The 17,860-nt window shown below is 34.7% G+C and carries 20 protein-coding genes; 2 read left to right on the forward strand and 18 right to left on the reverse strand.

Translation table 11 applies throughout. The annotated features are described in order from the left end of the window. Positions 1-175: 175 nt before the first annotated feature. Entirely contained in the window at positions 176-1,453 is a 1,278-nt protein-coding gene (gene serS, locus ACKI32_RS00155; RefSeq protein ID WP_407412657.1) for a serine--tRNA ligase, read from the reverse strand. A 149-nt stretch (positions 1,454-1,602) separates the two neighbouring features. Between serS and ACKI32_RS00160 the strand changes: the two genes are divergently transcribed. After that, positions 1,603-1,929: a hypothetical protein gene (locus ACKI32_RS00160; RefSeq protein WP_407412658.1), complete on the forward strand. Its 327-nt coding sequence runs from the start codon at positions 1,603-1,605 to the stop codon at positions 1,927-1,929. Between the two features lie 111 nt (positions 1,930-2,040). On the opposite strand, the gene ACKI32_RS00165 is transcribed toward ACKI32_RS00160, so the two are convergent. From ACKI32_RS00165 to ACKI32_RS00235, 15 genes are all read right to left on the reverse strand, one after another. Continuing rightward, entirely contained in the window at positions 2,041-2,412 is a 372-nt protein-coding gene (locus ACKI32_RS00165; protein ID WP_407412659.1) for a winged helix-turn-helix transcriptional regulator, read from the reverse strand. A 405-nt stretch (positions 2,413-2,817) separates the two neighbouring features. Continuing rightward, positions 2,818-3,168: an arsenate reductase family protein gene (locus ACKI32_RS00170; protein ID WP_407412660.1), complete on the reverse strand. Its 351-nt coding sequence runs from the start codon at positions 3,166-3,168 to the stop codon at positions 2,818-2,820. Between the two features lie 23 nt (positions 3,169-3,191). Further along, positions 3,192-3,836 carry an HAD family hydrolase gene (locus ACKI32_RS00175; RefSeq protein WP_407412661.1) on the reverse strand — a complete coding sequence of 215 codons (645 nt, stop codon included), beginning with the start codon at positions 3,834-3,836 and terminating at the stop codon, positions 3,192-3,194. Positions 3,837-3,847: 11 nt separating this feature from the next. Then, positions 3,848-5,038 (reverse strand): MFS transporter, encoded by a 1,191-nt coding sequence (locus ACKI32_RS00180; RefSeq protein WP_407412662.1) that lies wholly within the window; start codon positions 5,036-5,038, stop codon positions 3,848-3,850. A gap of 21 nt (positions 5,039-5,059) precedes the next feature. Further along, positions 5,060-5,581 (reverse strand): YgjV family protein, encoded by a 522-nt coding sequence (locus ACKI32_RS00185; RefSeq protein ID WP_407412663.1) that lies wholly within the window; start codon positions 5,579-5,581, stop codon positions 5,060-5,062. After that, the gene (locus ACKI32_RS00190) at positions 5,578-6,063 is read right to left on the reverse strand and encodes a methylated-DNA--[protein]-cysteine S-methyltransferase (RefSeq protein WP_407412685.1); all 486 of its coding nucleotides are present in this window, start codon (positions 6,061-6,063) and stop codon (positions 5,578-5,580) included. Before ACKI32_RS00190 ends, ACKI32_RS00185 begins: the two co-directional genes overlap by 4 nt. A gap of 7 nt (positions 6,064-6,070) precedes the next feature. Beyond that, the gene (gene cfbC, locus ACKI32_RS00195; protein ID WP_407412664.1) at positions 6,071-6,865 is read right to left on the reverse strand and encodes a Ni-sirohydrochlorin a,c-diamide reductive cyclase ATP-dependent reductase subunit; all 795 of its coding nucleotides are present in this window, start codon (positions 6,863-6,865) and stop codon (positions 6,071-6,073) included. Beyond that, positions 6,858-8,105, reverse strand: coding sequence for a peptidase U32 family protein (locus ACKI32_RS00200; protein ID WP_407412665.1), 1,248 nt, complete (start codon positions 8,103-8,105; stop codon positions 6,858-6,860). Before ACKI32_RS00200 ends, cfbC begins: the two co-directional genes overlap by 8 nt. A gap of 6 nt (positions 8,106-8,111) precedes the next feature. After that, on the reverse strand, positions 8,112-9,533 hold the full coding sequence (gene purF, locus ACKI32_RS00205) for an amidophosphoribosyltransferase (RefSeq protein ID WP_407412666.1): 1,422 nt from the start codon (positions 9,531-9,533) through the stop codon (positions 8,112-8,114). A 77-nt stretch (positions 9,534-9,610) separates the two neighbouring features. After that, positions 9,611-10,504 (reverse strand): hypothetical protein, encoded by an 894-nt coding sequence (locus ACKI32_RS00210; protein ID WP_407412667.1) that lies wholly within the window; start codon positions 10,502-10,504, stop codon positions 9,611-9,613. Positions 10,505-10,513: 9 nt separating this feature from the next. Next, a complete protein-coding gene (gene galE / locus ACKI32_RS00215; protein ID WP_407412668.1) occupies positions 10,514-11,482 on the reverse strand; it encodes a UDP-glucose 4-epimerase GalE in 969 nt (322 codons plus the stop codon). A gap of 10 nt (positions 11,483-11,492) precedes the next feature. Further along, positions 11,493-12,671, reverse strand: coding sequence for an NAD(P)/FAD-dependent oxidoreductase (locus ACKI32_RS00220; protein ID WP_407412669.1), 1,179 nt, complete (start codon positions 12,669-12,671; stop codon positions 11,493-11,495). Between the two features lie 4 nt (positions 12,672-12,675). After that, the gene (locus ACKI32_RS00225) at positions 12,676-12,843 is read right to left on the reverse strand and encodes a 4Fe-4S binding protein (protein WP_292740002.1); all 168 of its coding nucleotides are present in this window, start codon (positions 12,841-12,843) and stop codon (positions 12,676-12,678) included. A gap of 123 nt (positions 12,844-12,966) precedes the next feature. Further along, complete coding sequence (locus tag ACKI32_RS00230) at positions 12,967-13,392, reverse strand: universal stress protein (RefSeq protein ID WP_407412670.1); 426 nt, start codon at positions 13,390-13,392, stop codon at positions 12,967-12,969. Positions 13,393-13,396: 4 nt separating this feature from the next. Next, a complete protein-coding gene (locus tag ACKI32_RS00235) occupies positions 13,397-15,100 on the reverse strand; it encodes an ATP-binding cassette domain-containing protein (RefSeq protein WP_407412671.1) in 1,704 nt (567 codons plus the stop codon). A gap of 85 nt (positions 15,101-15,185) precedes the next feature. On the opposite strand from ACKI32_RS00235, the gene ACKI32_RS00240 reads away from it, so the two are divergent. Beyond that, a complete protein-coding gene (locus ACKI32_RS00240) occupies positions 15,186-15,479 on the forward strand; it encodes a hypothetical protein (RefSeq protein ID WP_407412672.1) in 294 nt (97 codons plus the stop codon). Here ACKI32_RS00240 and ACKI32_RS00245 read toward each other — a convergent pair. Together ACKI32_RS00245 and uvrC are read right to left on the reverse strand one after the other, a co-directional pair. Further along, positions 15,470-16,006, reverse strand: a complete 537-nt coding sequence (locus tag ACKI32_RS00245; protein WP_407412673.1) for a zinc ribbon domain-containing protein — start codon at positions 16,004-16,006, stop codon at positions 15,470-15,472. The genes ACKI32_RS00240 and ACKI32_RS00245 overlap by 10 nt on opposite strands. Before the next feature lie 100 nt (positions 16,007-16,106). Next, on the reverse strand, positions 16,107-17,858 hold the full coding sequence (gene uvrC / locus ACKI32_RS00250) for an excinuclease ABC subunit UvrC (RefSeq protein WP_407412674.1): 1,752 nt from the start codon (positions 17,856-17,858) through the stop codon (positions 16,107-16,109). Positions 17,859-17,860 lie beyond the last annotated feature (2 nt).

A 17,860-nucleotide genomic window follows, 5' to 3' on the forward strand; every position in this document is an offset into this window, starting at 1 on the left:
CTTATTTAAGTAATTTACTATTTTTTAACAATTTATTTTGTAATTAAAGAAGAATTAGAACGAATTTTCATCGAAGTGAAATTTCAAGTGTAAAAAATTAAATTTGAAAGAAGCCTATAAAATTTTACAGACTCAAAAAAATAAATAGTTGAAGTGTAAAAGATTGAAAATTCAACTATTTTTTAGCTTCAATGACAGTTTTTCCATTCATGTAAGGGACTAACACTTCAGGAATTTTAACACTACCGTCAGCCTGTTGATAGTTTTCCAAAATACAGCACATTGTCCTTTCGGTTGCAATAGCTGTACTGTTTAATGTATGTAGGGTTTGAGCATCTCCAGAACCTGCCCTTCCAACACGAGTTTTTGTTTTACGTGCTTGGTAGTCTTTACAGTTTGTACATGAAACTAATTCCCTGAATGCACCGGAACCTGGGAACCATGCTTCCAAATCATATTTAATGGCCGCATTATCATTCAATGCAGAGGATACGATAGCTATTATCTGATATGGAAGACCTAATTTCTGATAGATTCTCTCGGTCACTTCCATAAGATGGTCATGCTGATTTCTTGAATCTTCAGGTGCTGAGAAAATGAACTGTTCAATTTTCTCGAATTGGTGAACCCTGAATATTCCCAATGTGTCTTTTCCGTGTGATCCTGCCTCTTTTCTAAAACAAGTTGAAAGTGCACAGTATCTTAAAGGCAAATCGTCAGGTGAGATGATTTCGTTTCTGTGAAGTGCAGCTAATGTCTGTTCAGCAGTTGCAATCAGATACATGTCTTCATCTTCCACTTTGTATAATGTTTCCTTAAACTCGCCCAGTTCAGAGGTTTCCGCTGCAACTTCTCCTTTTACAAAGAATGGTGTTTGCATTGGAATGTATCCTTCAGCTTCAAGCTCTGATAATGCAAATTGGATTAATGCCAAGTTTAAGTGTAGGATATCTCTTTTCAAGTAGTAGAAACGAGCTCCTGCAATGCTTGCTGCGGTTTCAAGGTCGGCTCCATCGATTTTATTGATTAAATCCACATGGTTTAATAGCTCGAAATCATATTCCGGGATTTCACCGTAGGTTCTTACAACTACATTGTCATCTTCAGTGTCTGAAATTGGAACATCCTCATCTATGATGTTTCCTACTTTGTATCTGAAATCATCTCTGAGTTTTAAGTAATAATCATTATTGCCTCTTAATTCTTTGATTTCTTCGGCTACTTCTTTAGATCTTTTGATTACTTCTTCCAAATTTCCTTCTTCTTTTGCTTTTTTAAATGATTTGGACAGTTTATTTTTTTCAGATCTAAGAGCATTGAGTTTTCTTTCACCTTCTCTCCATAAGGTGTCATATTCTATTACCTTTTCAACGTTTTCAGTGTCTCTAAATCTTTTCTTTTCAGAGTCTATGATTAATTCTGGATTTTCTCTGAATAATTTTATATCTAACAATATTTTGTCCCCTAAAATATTTTATTCAATATTAAATTATGATTTTCTTGTTTTTTAAAGTTAATGCTTAAATCGAAATAATTTTTAAGGAAAATATATCATTAATGAATATTAATAATTAAATTAACTATTAATTTTTAGGTGATAGTATGGAGATAAAATATAACCAAAGATCATTCAGCTACCCAAGTTTGATAAAGGGATTGATACATGAAGTTACCAAAAAAGACTTTGACTACTTTCAGATAACATATTCAGACATTACAGGTGACTTCCACAGAGAAGAAGACACATTAATCGAGTTCAGGGAAGACCACATCAAGGAAACCTGTGAAAACGGTGACGTAATCTATTGGAACTATTCCAATATCTGCAAAATTACAGTATTCAACAGTGCCGAGTCAAAAGAGGACAAAGACGAATTTGATGCCTTTGACGACGATGATTTGTGGACAGGAAACCGAATACAATTCTAGATTTAACTTTTGTGCATGAAAAAATGCACAAAATAATTTTTCTATTTTTAAAAAGCAATATATTAAAAAAAAAGTAATTGTTAATATGGCACCGCACCATATTTTTTAAATTTAGAGCAATGTTTCTCTAAAGGATGTTTTTACATCGTTTTTAATTTTATCGGAGTAAGTCTCACCATCAACACTTACCATGGCAATTTCATACAAAACCTTGTTTAATGATTTGCCCTTTTCAGTAAGCATATATTTAACGTTCTTCTTATCGCATTTATCAGCAATACGATGAATTAAACCATTCTGCTCCATATCTTTTAAACAGTTACTTAAAACCTTGTTTGAAAGATCTGGTTTGTCTTCTTTAAATTCATGAAATCTTGATTTACCATAAAATAAATCACGGATTATCTGAATTACCCATTTTTTGTTAATTAATTTAACAACTGAATCTATCGGACATGATTTTACATGTTTTGTGAGAGTCATTATATTAACCTCCTAAAAAATTGATAGGTTATATTGACTTGTTTTTGAAGTATATAAATCTTTTGGTTTGATAGTTACCGATTAGTTACAAAAAGCATTTATATACAGTCATCCTAAGTCTATGATGAAAGTTACAAAACCCGTGGCTTTCGATAAAGGAGATGGCAAAAAATTGTTTATATTAAACAAGTGGAATGAAAATGAAAAAAATTTAAAAAAAAGATGCATAGACGTTTAATAAAAAAACCTCTGTCAACCTCCAAAAATAATTAATCCACCTAATGTTTCATTGGATTTCCAAAAAGGAATTTTTTGATGTAGAATTAGTCTACAACTTTAAAAATCCCTAAAAACACCCATTTTCCCTAAAAATAGTTAAAATCAAAAAATTCCAGCTATCTCATTTTAAAGTAATTTTTCTTCCCATTCCTTAACCTTAAAACCAACCAGAACAAAGTCATCGTCTACAACAATTGGTCTTTTGACAAGCATTCCATCTGTCGCCAAAACATCAAACTGTTCCTGCTCAGACATATCCGGTAACTTATCTTTTAATTTTAATTCACGATATTTCATACCACTGGTGTTGAAAAACCTTTTAAGAGGCAAATCTGATTTTTCATACCATAATTTGATTTCTTCTGCGGTGGGATTATCTTCTACAATGTGTCTTGACTCATATTCTATATTATGCTCATCCAACCAGTTTTTAGCTTTACGGCAAGTTGAACATTTCGGATATTGTACGAATAACATATATCATACTATGATTTTCTTGATTAAAAATAGTTAAGTATTTCAGATGGCTCATCAACAACCCCTAAAACATATTCATCATCATAGTCCTTTTGATTCCCATAACCCCATTTAACAATGATACAGTCAATTCCGGCATTTCTTGCAGTTTTTATGTCTGTTTTAGTATCCCCAATATATATCGCATCATCCAAAGGCACATCAGCCTTTTTAATTATCTTATTTATTCCACAAGGAGATGGTTTTGAGGGGAAATCCGGATTATAGCCTTCAATTTCTAAAAAGTCAATATCACACAAACTGTTCTCAACAAACATTTTAATTGATGGAGTGAGCCTGTTTGAATTAATGGCCATTAAAACATTCCTGCTTTCCAAATCTTTTAAGAGATTTAATATTCCTGGAAATGGAAGGGAATTTTCCTTTTTAGATTTTGCATATAACTTTCCAAATTCCTCTTTAATAAGTTCAATATTTTCTGGAGTGTTTTGATCGTTTAAGATCAAAGAAACAACCTCGTCGATGTTTCCTCCTAACCTCTCAATATACTCATCATAGGTTAGAGTGGGGAAATTATTGGCTTTCAGGGCTCTGTTAAAGTTGATTACAACATCATCGACCGTATTGAATAATGTTCCATCAAAATCAAATATAGCTAACCTTTTCATAAATAATACACCTAAGTTAACTGCGGTTTTGTAGTTTTCAAGGCATATAGACATATCGGCAATGCCAGGAATGTTATTATTGCAGATATGAAGTAAACTGGAGCATATCCGCTACCTGCTGTTACAAAAATCCCAAGAAGTGCCGGACCGAATCCCATTGTAGCATCACAGAATATATAAAATGTTGAAACCGCATAGGAACGGCGGTTCGGTGGAGTGTTTCTTGTAACGATTGTTGTACATGCTGAATTGAGTGTTCCAAATCCAAGAGCTGCACAGACCGCACAGATTACAACAGTGATTGTGGAGGGATAAACAGCAATCAACAATAGCCCGATGGACTGGGCAACAATGCCAACTACACAGATTATCAAATCACCATGTCTGTCCTGAATTTTACCGGCAACAGGTCTTGAAGCAATTAATACTATCATATATATTATGAAAAACCATGAAAAGATACCTGTCAAATTCACTTCAACTGCATATAACCTATAAAATGACAGTATTGAAACATAACCGAGACTTGTTAAAGCTGTGAAAAGGGAAACAGGTATTGCACCTTTTTCAAAAATCTTTTCAAATGTGGAATATGAATTTTCCTCTTTTACAACATCATTATTTACCGGATCATTTTCGCTTACATCAACCTGACTTATGAATAACAATGCAAGTCCGGAAAAGATACTTGCGGCTAGAAAACAGCCTTGAGGGCCAACTGCATCGTATAATAAACCGCTGATGTATGGACCCAAACCTACAGCAAGTGTTGTTGCGAGCATAAGGTATCCAAATGCCTCTCCAAAACGCTTTTTTGGAAGTACAGATGAAGCTATTGTAATAATTGCATTGGCTGTCGCTCCAAAACCAATTCCATGAATGAACCTTACAATTATAAGAAGAGTAACGTCATTTACAATAAAATACAAAAGACAAGAGATAAAATGAATGCTCATGAATATATAAGCTGTTTTTTTCCATCCTATACGCTCAAGGGCATTTCCGGAATACATCCTTGAACATAACCCTCCAAAGATATACATTCCAGAAACCAGTCCTGCAACTGTAGCGGTTGAGCCCAGAGATGTTGCATATTCTGTAACGGTTGACATCAATGCATACATTACTAAAGCTGAGAAAATCAGCGCTCCAAAAACAAGCAAAAAAGGTTTTGTAAAAATTTTCTCTTCTTGATTAGTCATCAATAATATTTTGTTATTTAATCATTTTAAAGATTGTGAAGATTTAAGTAACCTAACTAATGCAACAAGACCGACAAAAGCTGTGATACTTTCAATTACTGCTGATGAAATATCTAATATTGCCAAGAAATAAACTATATAAATGGCACTGTTTACGATAAAGCTAATCTTGATAGGTTTGATTGATTTCAAATAATAATTGCATAATGTAATTTGTACAATAGCTATAATCGGCAATATCCCTACAAAACCCATCGTATTTACCATAAGTCCTAATACGATTGAAATTATAATAAAAAATATAGTCCAGTTAAGGGTTAATCTGTCCTTGTAAACCATTGCATTACGGCTGGCTGCAATGGCCATGGTGGTTACACCGGTCCAGGATAAGAAAAACACTGAAGAAATCATTAGGATGAATGCGTTCCAGAATTGGTATTTATAGGCTTGCTTTTCATCATTAACCCACATGCTTAAAATGATGAAAATGCCTGCAACCAAGGATATGACATTCCCTACTATTATATTCCATGCAATGCTCATAGTTTTACCTTTTCCAGTTTTAACAATTCAATTTTTCTTTCAATGCCACCGGCATAGCCTGTTAGTTTGCCGTCAGATCCAAGCACTCTGTGACATGGCAGCATAATTGAAATGGGATTGTGTCCCACAGCGCCGCCTACTGCCTGAGCGGACATTTCAGGTGATATCCTTGATGAAATTTCCCCATATGTTGTTGTCTTTCCATATGGAATTTCAGCCAATATCTTCCACACCCTTAACCTGAATTCGCTTCCCCTAGGCTTGAGTTTAAAATCAATTTCCGGATTTATACCTTTAAAATATTCATCAAGCCATTTTGTAGCCTTTTTAAAAATATCCAAATCTGATTTTTCAATCAAATCATCATCTATTGTTGATTTAAAGTGTTTTTGACCGTAAAACCAGAGTCCGCAAATGGCTTCGCCATCACTTACAAGCAGCATTTCACCAAGAGGTGATGTATAATCAGTTGAGTAGTACATTTTTTTCCTACAGGTATGATTTGAAGAATTCCTCAAATTCTTCATCTTCCATAGGCTCCAAATCTGCAATGTTTTCATTGGCCATAATACTTGAAGCAAGGTCTCGGTATTCTTGTGCTTCATCACTTTCAGGGTATTTTTCAACAACAGTTTTTGCATCTAATTCAGCATCCTGAATTAAATTACTTCTGTGAATAGTACCAATAACATGTGTACCTATCTTTTTTGCAAAGTCGTTAACAATTTGCTCTTCATTATCAACATTTCGACAATTGCAGATGATACCGCTCAAGTTACCCTTAAGCTTTTTGACACCCCTAACAATATTATTTGCTGCATAAAGGGACATATATTCACCAGAAGTTACAATAAGCACTTCATCAGCATATTTTTCACGCAAAGGAACTGAAAAACCACCACATACAACATCACCAAGAACATCATAGATGACAACATCCAAATCCTCATCAAAAATTCCCAAATTTTCAAGGCGTTTCATTGCAACAATTACCCCACGCCCTGCACAGCCAACACCCGGTTCGGGACCTCCACTTTCAACACATAGAATATCTTTAAAGCCTTTAAAAACCAAATCTTCACGTTGAGGTTTCTTATTGTCTTTTAAAGTATGAACAACAGTTGGGATTCTGCTGCCGTATAAAGTACGTGTGGTATCAGCCTTCGGGTCACATCCAATAACCAAGCAGTTCAAATCATCACTACCCCAAACAGCTGACAAATTAGCTACGGTTGTACTTTTTCCAATTCCACCTTTTCCATAAATAGCTATTTTTTTAATCATCAATATTCCTCTCAACCAGTTTATACACAAAATCATTTTCCCTTACTTTTGTTGGGATAGCTATAGCCACATTTGAACCTTTCTTAACCTTTTCAACACTCCTACCATCAATCTGCATGGAATCAATTGTATGAGTTACAGATCCTGTAGTCTGGCCCTGAATCATGATTTTATCTCCAATTGACAAATCATCCCAAATTCTAATTTCAGCGGCCTTAACCTTATTGTAGTAATTGACAACCTGACCAATATCTCTTTTAACATATTTGGATTGATTGTCTTCACTTACCTCAAAAGGAGTGTTAAAGTAAAAATTAGTGTCAAATCCTCTGTTAAAAACGCTTTGAAGTTCTTCCATCCATTCATCCTTAACTTCATATTCATCAGGATTGTCCAGATAAGCATCAATAGCCTGACGGTAAATTCCAGTAACCATTGCACCATAATCAGGAGCTCTTGCCCTTCCTTCAATTTTAAAGGATGCAACACCACTTTCCATTAACTCAGGAATATATTCAATCATGCACATGTCCTTTGGAGAAAAGAAATTTGTCCTATAACTTCCATCCTCGCTTTTGGATATGATGAATGATTCATCCTCAACGTCTGAGAAGTTGACAACATTATCGTCACCTTCCTCATAGGTCAATGTCCAATTCTTACGGCAAGGCTGGAGGCAATCCCCACAGTTTGCACTTCTTCCATATAATCCATAACTCAAAAAGCATCTTCCAGAAATCGCCATGCATATTGCACCATGAACAAAGATTTCAGTTTCGATTGGTGACTTTTTAGTGATTTCTGTAATTTCACCTAAAGACAGCTCACGAGATAAAATAGCCCTTTTGGCACCTAATCTTTTTAAGGTTTTAAGGGTATAGGAGTTGCATACGTTTTCCTGAACACTGATGTGAGCTTCAAGACCATGGGAAACAGTATTTTCAATCAATCCAATGTCTGATAAAATAAGTCCGTCGATTTCGGATGTGGAAATCCTTTCCAAATTACTGTCCAGCTCACTGGCCAGTTTTTCATTTAAAATAATATTTGTACATAAATAGGTTTTAGCTCCATATTCCTTAGCGATTTTTGACACTTCAGACAAATCATCAAGTGAAAAATTTTTAGCGTTTGCCCTCATATTGTAGTCATCAAGGCCAAAGTAAACTGCATCAGCACCATTTTCCAAAACGGCACGCAGAGATATAAAGTTTCCAGCAGGAGCTAATAATTCAACCATAGTATCTTAAGGTTTGTAATAAGTTTCAGCTTCAATATCCTCAGGAAGCTCTGTTGGATATTCCTCATTAAGACATCCCAAACATAAATCCTCTTTATCCATTCCGATAGCTTTGACTAAGGACTCCAAGGTAATGTATCCCAATGTATCAATATCCAATTGCTGGCGAATTTCCTCAACGGAATAATTAGCTGCAATCAACTCTTTTTTGGTTGCCATTGCAACACCATAATAACAAGGAGCAACAACTGGTGGACATCCTACTAAAAAGTGAATTTCAGCAGGTTCTGCTTCCTTAACAAGGTCAAGTAACTGTTTTGAAGTAGTTCCCCTAACAATACTGTCATCTATCAGAATGATTTTCTTGCCTTTTATAGCGGATTTAATAGGATTCAATTTAAGTCTGACTGCCAATTCACGTTCCTCTTGAGTTGGCATGATAAATGTTCTTCCAACATACCTGTTTTTGATTAATCCTTCACCATATGGAATTCCGGAAGCCCTTGAGTATCCAATGGCAGCTGGAATAGAGGAATCAGGTACCGGGATAACAACATCCGCATCAATAGGATATAATTCATGCAATTGACGGCCGATATTCATTCTGGTTTGGTAAACGTTGATACCATCAATTGTACTGTCAGGTCTTGCAAAATAAACGTATTCAAACATACAATGAGATAATTCGCACTTGCCTGCACTTTCCAACATGTGAGATTTAATTTCATTATCTTCAAAATAGACTATTTCACCAGGAACTATGTCCCTTATGTATTGTGCGTTAATTACATCAAAAGCAACAGTTTCAGAAGCTAGAATAAACTCATCATCTTTTTTAGCAATAGCAAGAGGTTTAATTCCCATAGGATCCCTTACACCATACAATTCACCGTTAACAAGAATGGTTAATGCATATGATCCCACAAGTTTTTTGGAAACAGATTCAATAGAGTCTATTATATCTTTACCATTGTCATAATGCTCTTTTTTAAGCATGTAACAAATCACTTCAGAATCAGTGTCGGATTTGAATTCATATCCTTCTTCAATCAATTCATCTCTCAAATCGCTTGAATTTACAATGTCTCCATTGTGGGCCATGGCGATGAATCCGTCATCAAAATCCGTGACGAACGGTTGTGAATTTTCAAGTCTTGACTGGCCTGTTGTGGAGTATCTTACATGTCCGATGGCCATGTTTCCTTTAAGATTTTGGATTTCATAGTCTTTAAAAACATCAGTTATCAAACCCATTCCACAATAATAATTCAATCCTTTTAATGTATTAAAAGTAGCAATTCCTGCTGATTCTTGACCTCTGTGCTGTAAAGCATATAAACAATAATAAACAAAAGATGCGACATTTTTGGACTCATCTTTACAGTGAATACCAACAATACCACACTTATCTTCTATTTCCCCTTGCATTTCTAGACTCCTATTATAATAGTATAATTATAATTATCTAAAACATAGTATAAAATAATATTTATTACTGACAAATTTCAATCCCAAAAGTTTTCAAAAGCATTTGGAATTTCATATTCCTCATTATCATCAGAGATATTTTCTTGAGTATTTTCACTTAAGTCTCTTTTTAAATCATCAATATTATCATCAACAAAGATTAATGCAGTTCTAACAATATTCAACCATTCAACTGCCTTTGGCTTGGTTTCAGCTGCAATATATCCTTGACCGACGATTATATTGTCAGGTCTGAATTTTTCTGTAGCTATTATAACCCTTTTTTCATCAATTAATTCTTCCCTAAATGTTTCCTGCCACAAAGACTCCAGATTAAAAATTTCAAGAATCTCTTTAGAATAAACATCCTCATAACGAGATTTGAATACTTTAAAATCAGATTTCATCTCTTCTAAATCTTCAATCAATTCCTTATTTTCTTGAGATAAGACTTCCTGCTCTTTAATAAGTTGATTGTAATCATCAAGCAAGTTATTATAGTTATGAGTTACCTTCATTAGCTTATTTTCCAGTGTATGAATATTAATTAAATTTAAAGAATAAGATAATGTGGACTTTATTATAGAATTTAAAATCTCTTTTTCCGCAAGTCTGAAATCTATGGATTCATCCTCAACGATAAGATTATTATAGTCAAATAAACCAATATGGTTAAAATCAGTCTTTAATTCATTGAAAAGAATATTATAAGTTTCATCATGGCCATAGCCACCAATCAATAAGATGTCTGCACCACTAGCTACCTTTTTGACTATGCTCAATTCCACAGTCGGAATTATTGATGAAACAACAATATTGTAATCACTTTCTAGCTGAATATTGTTAACTGCTTTTGATACAAGCTGTGCAATATCCAAACCAGATACAATTATACGAACGTCTATTTTTGATTCATGATTTTCTGCTTCCATGAATATTACCTAAAAACTATTTATTTTATTGTGCCACATCCAGGCAGACTCGACAATTTTTTCCAAGTCATATTGTGGAGTCCAACCCAATTCATTTTTAATTTTAGATGAATCCGCAATCAAAATTGCAGGATCACCTTCACGGCGCTTGTCAACTACAACTTCAAAATCAATACCTGTAACCTTTTTACACATATCAATTACTTCACGAACGGAGTAACCTTGCCCATTTCCCAAGTTAAAGATATTTGATTCATTTTTATCGCATAAGTATTCATATGCCTTGATATGTGCATCTGCCAAGTCATTGACATGAATATAGTCACGAATACATGTTCCATCAGGAGTATCGTAATCATCACCATAAATGTAAATGCAGTCACGTTTTCCAATGGCCGCATCCAGTATCAATGGAATCAAGTGAGTTTCAGGGTCATGCAACTCCCCAATCTCACCGTCAAAGTCACATCCTGAAGCGTTGAAGTATCTTAATGCAACATAGTTAAAGTTGCCCTTTTCGGCTTCCCTTTCAAGAGCCTTTTCAACAATCCATTTAGAATGACCATAAGGGTTGATTGGCTTTTGCGCTGTATCCTCGGTTATCGGTATTTTTTCAGGATTACCATAAACAGCCGCTGTTGATGAAAATATGAATTTATCAACACCGAATTCCCTCATGATGTTTAGGAGATTTAAAGTATTTTTATAATTGTTTTTAAGATACATTTGAGGCATTTCGACTGATTCTGCTACTGAAATAAAACCTGCAAAATGGATAACTCCATCGATGTCGTATTTTTCAAAAACTTCCCTCAAATCCTTGCTTCCGATATCGCAATTTTCGAAGTTTCCCCATTTGACAAAGTTTTCATAACCTTTTGATAGGTTATCCACTACCACGGTTTCATAACCTGCTTCATTAAGGGCCTTGTTGGTATGAGAACCAATGTAACCTGCTCCTCCAGTAACTAGAATCAATTTAAACACCTTAGATAAATTTACCTAATTTAAGTAAAGCTTTTGGAGATATTTTGATTAATTTTTGAACGATTTCAGTTGTGGAAATTTTCTCAAAGCTTTCACCTTGGAATGCATGACCAATACTGTCTAATTCTTCATCAGATAATGTAAGCAAGTATTCTTGTACCTTTTTGTATCTTTTGATTTCATGGTCCAATGCTTCGTGAGCCATTTTATCATATATTTTTAAGAATTTTTTGGAACAGTCCTCTTTGATAGCTTGAGCAGCCACTTGACCGGCGCACATTCCACCAGTCATACCTGAGATAATTCCCCCACCGGTTAATGGGTTAACTTGGCCTGCTGCATCTCCACAGACTAATATGTTATCATCATAAAGTTTTTTGGTCATTCCACCAACAGGATCTCCACCAACATTCAATTCAACAGCTTGAGCATCTTTTAAGTAAGGAGACTTAGCAATGAAGTCATCCAAGTATTCTTTAGCTGTTTTTTCTGCTTTATGAGGTAATACTGCCAAACCAACGTTTGCAATGTCATCACCTTTAGGGAAAATCCATACATATCCACCAGGAGCACATGAACCTAGGTAAAACTCGATTACACCAGGTCTTTCCTGTTTTACATTACACATTTCATATTGGACACCGGATTCCATTTCCTTAGGTTTTGCAGCCGGTCTTAAGCCAGCCCATCTTGCAATGTGACCTTCAGGACCGTCAGCAGCGATTAATATTTTACATTTGTAGTCTACTTTTTCACCCATGGATTCAGTGTATACAATATAACCATCATCGATTTTGTCAATTCCTGTAACTAAAGTTTTGATTCTGATTTCAGCACCTGCTCTTGCAGCATCCATTGCCATATGTTTATCAAATACTTTTCTCTCAAGGATGTATCCTGCTTCAGGCAATTTTACTTCATCTTTTGTTAACCAGACATCAGTTCCATCAGGGGTTTGGATTCTTACGCCTCCAACCTCTTGTGTTACCCAACGTGGGGAAGGTTCGATGCCTAATTTTTCAAGTCCTTGAATTGAAACACCTTCAGCACATCTTTTTGGTGAACCAATTTCAGATTTTTTATCCATTAAAATTACTTTAGCTCCACCTAATGCAGCATGTTTTGCTGCAGAGGAACCTGCAGGTCCAGAACCTACTACAATAACATCAGTTTCAATCATATTATCATTCCTCTTTTTCTAATGCATCGATTGGACATGCTTTAATGCATGTGTCGCAATCCTTACAGTCATCATCATTAAATACTAATGCGTATTCTCTTACTTGAATTAAATTTCTTGGACAAACTCCAGCGCACTCACCACAAAATGAGCACCAATCTTTAACTATCATAAATTATCTCCTTTAAAATAAACAGTTTAGTTATTAAATACTAAGTTTTTTATTATATTTAAAAGTTTAGTAAAAAATAGCTTATTAAATCAATAAAAAAAGAAAAAATAAATAATTAAATAATTATTTAACCAATAAAACTGGCACATCAGAAGTTCTCAACAACCTTTCTGAAACTGAACCGATTTGTGTATCTGACACTTCATTTTCCTCAAATGATACAAATCTCTTATTGTTTGCACCGTGTGCATGGATAACAACCAAATTAGCATGTGTTTGGTCAACAATAAACTTCATATCCCTTAAAGGGTCTGCTGTTAATAAGTGTTCTGTAACTTCAATGCCTACTTTACTTGCCTTTTGTGTAATTTTTGCAAGGATTGCATCACCGGAGTCTTCCTCCTCATCATAACTGCTGAATGAAAACTCCTCCAAAACATGTACTGCAGCTATTTTTGAGTTGAATTTTTGGGCTATTTCAATAGCTACATCAGCTGCCTTAAATCCATATTCAGAACCGTCAACAGGAACAGCAATTACATCAAACATGAATTTAATCTCCCATAAGATAATCAGCTTGACAAAAGTCAATGAAGTTACCGACAATCCTGTCCATATCTTCACTGTCATCTATGATTTTACCGTCATCCATAAATATGGCTCTATTGGACAATTCCTTAATGAAGTCAGTGTTGTGTGAAATCATTACTATGGTAATTCCATAATCTTTGGATATAGTTTTTAAAGCATTTGTAACATCTCTTAAAGTAACAGGGTCCAAATCACCGAATGGTTCATCCAAAAGCAGGAATTTTGGTCTTGAAATTAAAATCAGCGCAAGCATTACACGAACTTTTTGACCACCTGACAATTCATAGGATTTTCTGTGCAAGATTTCCATGTCCAAATCAAGACTTTCAAATATGTCTGCCACCGCTTCCTTGGTTGCACTTTCAGGGAATTTAGGGAATAAATCATCTAAAATATCTGGATCAAGGCCAACCTGTCTTAAACGGTCTCTTGCCTCGACTTCAGGTAAATCTGTTAGCAAGTAAAATGAATCCAACAATTCCTCACTTAAACCTATTTTTCTTGCCCTCTCCTGAGCTTCTTTAACGATACCTTCATTTTTATAACCTAATCTGGTAGCCAACTGGTTTAGAACTGTTGCATAATGGTTTAGGGCAAATTCCTGATGCATGAAACCTAATTTAGACCTTATTTTCATACGATCCATTCCAGGAATGTCAATATCGGCCCACTTGCCTTCAACATCATAGAGTACTTCACCCTTGTCAGGATCTTCAAGTCCTCCAAGCATTCTTAAAAGAACGGTTTTACCGGCACCACTAGGTCCTATAATACTCAATATATTTTCATTTTTAACCGTGAAGTTTACATCTTCAATCTGCAGGACTTCACCACCAGTTAATAAGTAAAACCTTTTATAAACATCATTTACTTGAATAACATCCTCATCTGTTGCAACATTTTTAATATCCACAATTTCATCCATGCCTTCCATGAACTTGTCACAAATCTCTTCAGCCGAACCTTCATCAGCAATTTCACCATCTTCAAGCAAGATAACCCTGTCAGCCAGGTATTTTTGAATTTCAGGAAGGTGAGATACAACAATGACTGTGATATTCAATTCCTTGTTGATTTTTTTAACTGCATCCAATATTTCTTGTTTTGTTTTAGGGCATGCCATGGTTGCAGGTTCATCAAGAAGTAAAGCTTTTGGTTGTTTTGCAAGTTGCCTTGCCATAATAAGTCTTTGTTTTTCACCACCACTTAATACAGAGGCATAGTGGTCTTTTTTATGAGTAAGGGAAACTAACTCTAGAAGCTCATCGGCTTCATCACCGAATTCACTGTCTGCAAGTTCAAAATTAGCATCTCCTTCATCATAGTATTCACGAGCATATAATTTCCTTAAAACGTTTTCACGAACAGTATCCGGCCAAATACCAAAAGATCTTTGAAGATGGATTGCAGTTTCCTTTTTAAGATTATTGTAATAAAATTGAGAAGAATCATGTGTTACTGTAACATCTCCAACTGTTATGCTTCCTTCGTCAATGTGTTCAACACCCCTAAGTGCACGCAAGAGAGTAGTTTTACCGGAACCACTTTTTCCCATGATTCCTAAAATTTCTCCTTCCTTAACTTCAAAACTAACATCTTTAAGTGCTGTAACCTTAGTTCCATCATCTAATTCATAATCTTTACTTACATTTTCAACTTTTATCATTCTTATGCCCCTTTTAATATTATAATTATTGTTAATGAAACTATTTATATTTTATAATGAGAATATATTAAAAGTAGTGATTAAAATGGCAAGTGAAAATAAAATCCAAGAATATCTTAATGCTTTAGAAAGTGATAAACTCACCATAGAAACCCATTTTGTAAACATTGAAAGAATCCTCAAAGACAATGAAAAATTAGAACAAGAACAGGTAGTTGCACTACTGTCTAACTTTAACACACTAAATATTCAATACGAGCAATTATGCAATGACTTAATTACCTTCATCAAGATATTTAAGGCTGATGAAAAAGAAATCAGACTCTACAAAACTGAAGAACTTGTCGAATTACTTGAGGCTAAAGTAAATCAATTATAGGTAAGTTCAACATTATTAACAGTTTCATTGGTTGTATTTTCAGCTACAACCTTACCATTTCTTAAAAGTTGAACTGTTAGCTCACCTTCACCACCATATTGATATACAGAGACATATACTTTGTCCCATGGAGAACAATCTAGCTTAAATGTATTAGAACCGTATCCTGATTGTTCTTGAAGATAATTAGGATCACCCATTTTAGCATACCAGTTACCTTCGTATTGGATTGCAACATCATATGGGTATGATGAACCTTGCTGTAAGCTTCCATCGTCAGAAATGATATTTAATGAATCTTGTTTTGTAGGCTGGCTATTGTTATAAGCAAAAGTAAATAATAAATAGCCGATTACAATGATTCCTAGCACAATTACAATTTTTTTACCGAGACCCATATTCCAAGAACTCTTTCTTTTGTTCATAGTTACTTTTTTACCGCTTTCATCAGAAAGAGGGTAGGCACAATTATCACAGTATACCGATGAGTCCGGGTTTTTATAGCCACATCGTGGACATTTTACCATAAATAATAATTCCTATTCTTTGCTTATGAAAACTTTTTAAAAATACTTATATTTAAACTTAATGGAAAATTAGCCAAATTGTAAAAAAAATAATTTAAAATTAGTGATAATAATTATAGACATTTTCCGCCGTTTTTCGACTCATGCCGTCTATTTTAGCTAATTCATCGATTGAAGCCTTTTTGATGTTTTCTATGTTTCCAAATTCTTTTAAAAGAGCAATCTTTCTTTTTTTACCAATTCCAACGATATCGTCAAGTGAAGAGGCTTGAATATTCTTGCTACGCAGTTTTCTATGGTATGTTATTGCAAAACGGTGAGATTCATCACGTACTTGCTGAAGCAAATGTAGTGCTTTATTGTTTTTAGGAATTATAACTGGACGCTTTGCATTTGGAATATATATCTCTTCAAATTCCTTTGCAAGCCCAATAATAGGAATATGAGTAAGATTTAAATTCTCCAAAACACCACATGCCATACCCAGCTGTCCCTTACCACCATCAATGACTATCAGGTCCGGTTCGGGGTCTGAATCTATCAATTTTAATCTGCGAGTCAGCAATTCCTCCATCATGGCAAAATCATTAGGACCGGGAGTTTCCATCCTAAAATGTTTATACTTCTTTTTGTTAGGTTTTCCATCCATAAAAGATACCTTTGAGCCAACGGCGAACTTGCCTGAAATGTTACTAATATCATATCCTTCGATTACACGAGGTAACCTTTCAAGTTTAAGGTACTTTTTAAGCTCCACCAATGCATTTTTCATGTCTTTCTTTTGATGTTCGATGATTTCGGCATTTTTCTTAGCCATTTTAACAAGCCTTAGTTTAACACCCTTTTGGGGAACACGGATATTGACTTTGTTTCCTCTCAAATCACTTAACCATTCCTCAAGCAATTGCTTATCATCAATATCTTCATCCAAAAGAATTTGCTTTGGAACATGTCTGTTATAACCATAATACTGCTGGATAAATGCAAATATAATCTCTGAAGATGAATCATACTGAGATCCACTCATTAAAAAGTCGTCACGGCCAACAATTTTGCCTTTACGAATAGGCATTATAATTACAACAACATCACTTTCACCTTGAGCAATGGCAATGACGTCCTGATCCAGGTCATCATCAACTAGGTCTACAAATTGCTTTTCCATAATCTCTTCGATTGAAGCAATCTGGTCCCTTATGACCGCTGCCTTTTCAAACTCCTCATTAGCTGCAGCCTCAAGCATCTCGCTTTTTAAGTTCTTGACAATTGTTGAGTATTTTCCTTGGAAAAATAAATCAATTTTATTAATAATCTCTTTGTACTCCTCCTGGGTAATTCTGCCATCACATGGAGCATAACACAAATCGATTTGTGAGTTCAAACATGGCCCGTCCATATTTCGGCATGTCCTTATTTTAAACAGTGATTTTAAAAACTTAACAGTTTGTTTTACTGAACCGACATCAGTAAAAGGCCCAAAATAAACTCCATTTTTAGTGATATTCCTTGTAATAAGCAATCTCGGGAACTTTTCATCAGTTATTTTAACATAAGGATATCTCTTATCATCCTTAAGCTGGACATTATACCTTGGACGATGCTTTTTAATTAAGGTAGCTTCCAGGATTAAAGCTTCTTTTTCAGAATTGGTTATAATATACTCCAAACTATCAAAATGGCTCATCAATATTTGAGTCTTAGGCCTATCAAGCTTTTCTCTAAAATAAGATTTGACCCTTTTAGACAGGTTCTTGGCCTTGCCTATGTAAATTATGGTACCTGATGCATCATACATAATATAAACACCAGGTTTATTTGGCAAATTATCGGGAGATTTGAGTTTAGTTGACATTA

Origin of the sequence: Methanobrevibacter sp. (assembly GCF_045611865.1) — an archaeon.
Taxonomy (GTDB): Archaea; Methanobacteriota; Methanobacteria; order Methanobacteriales; family Methanobacteriaceae; genus Methanocatella.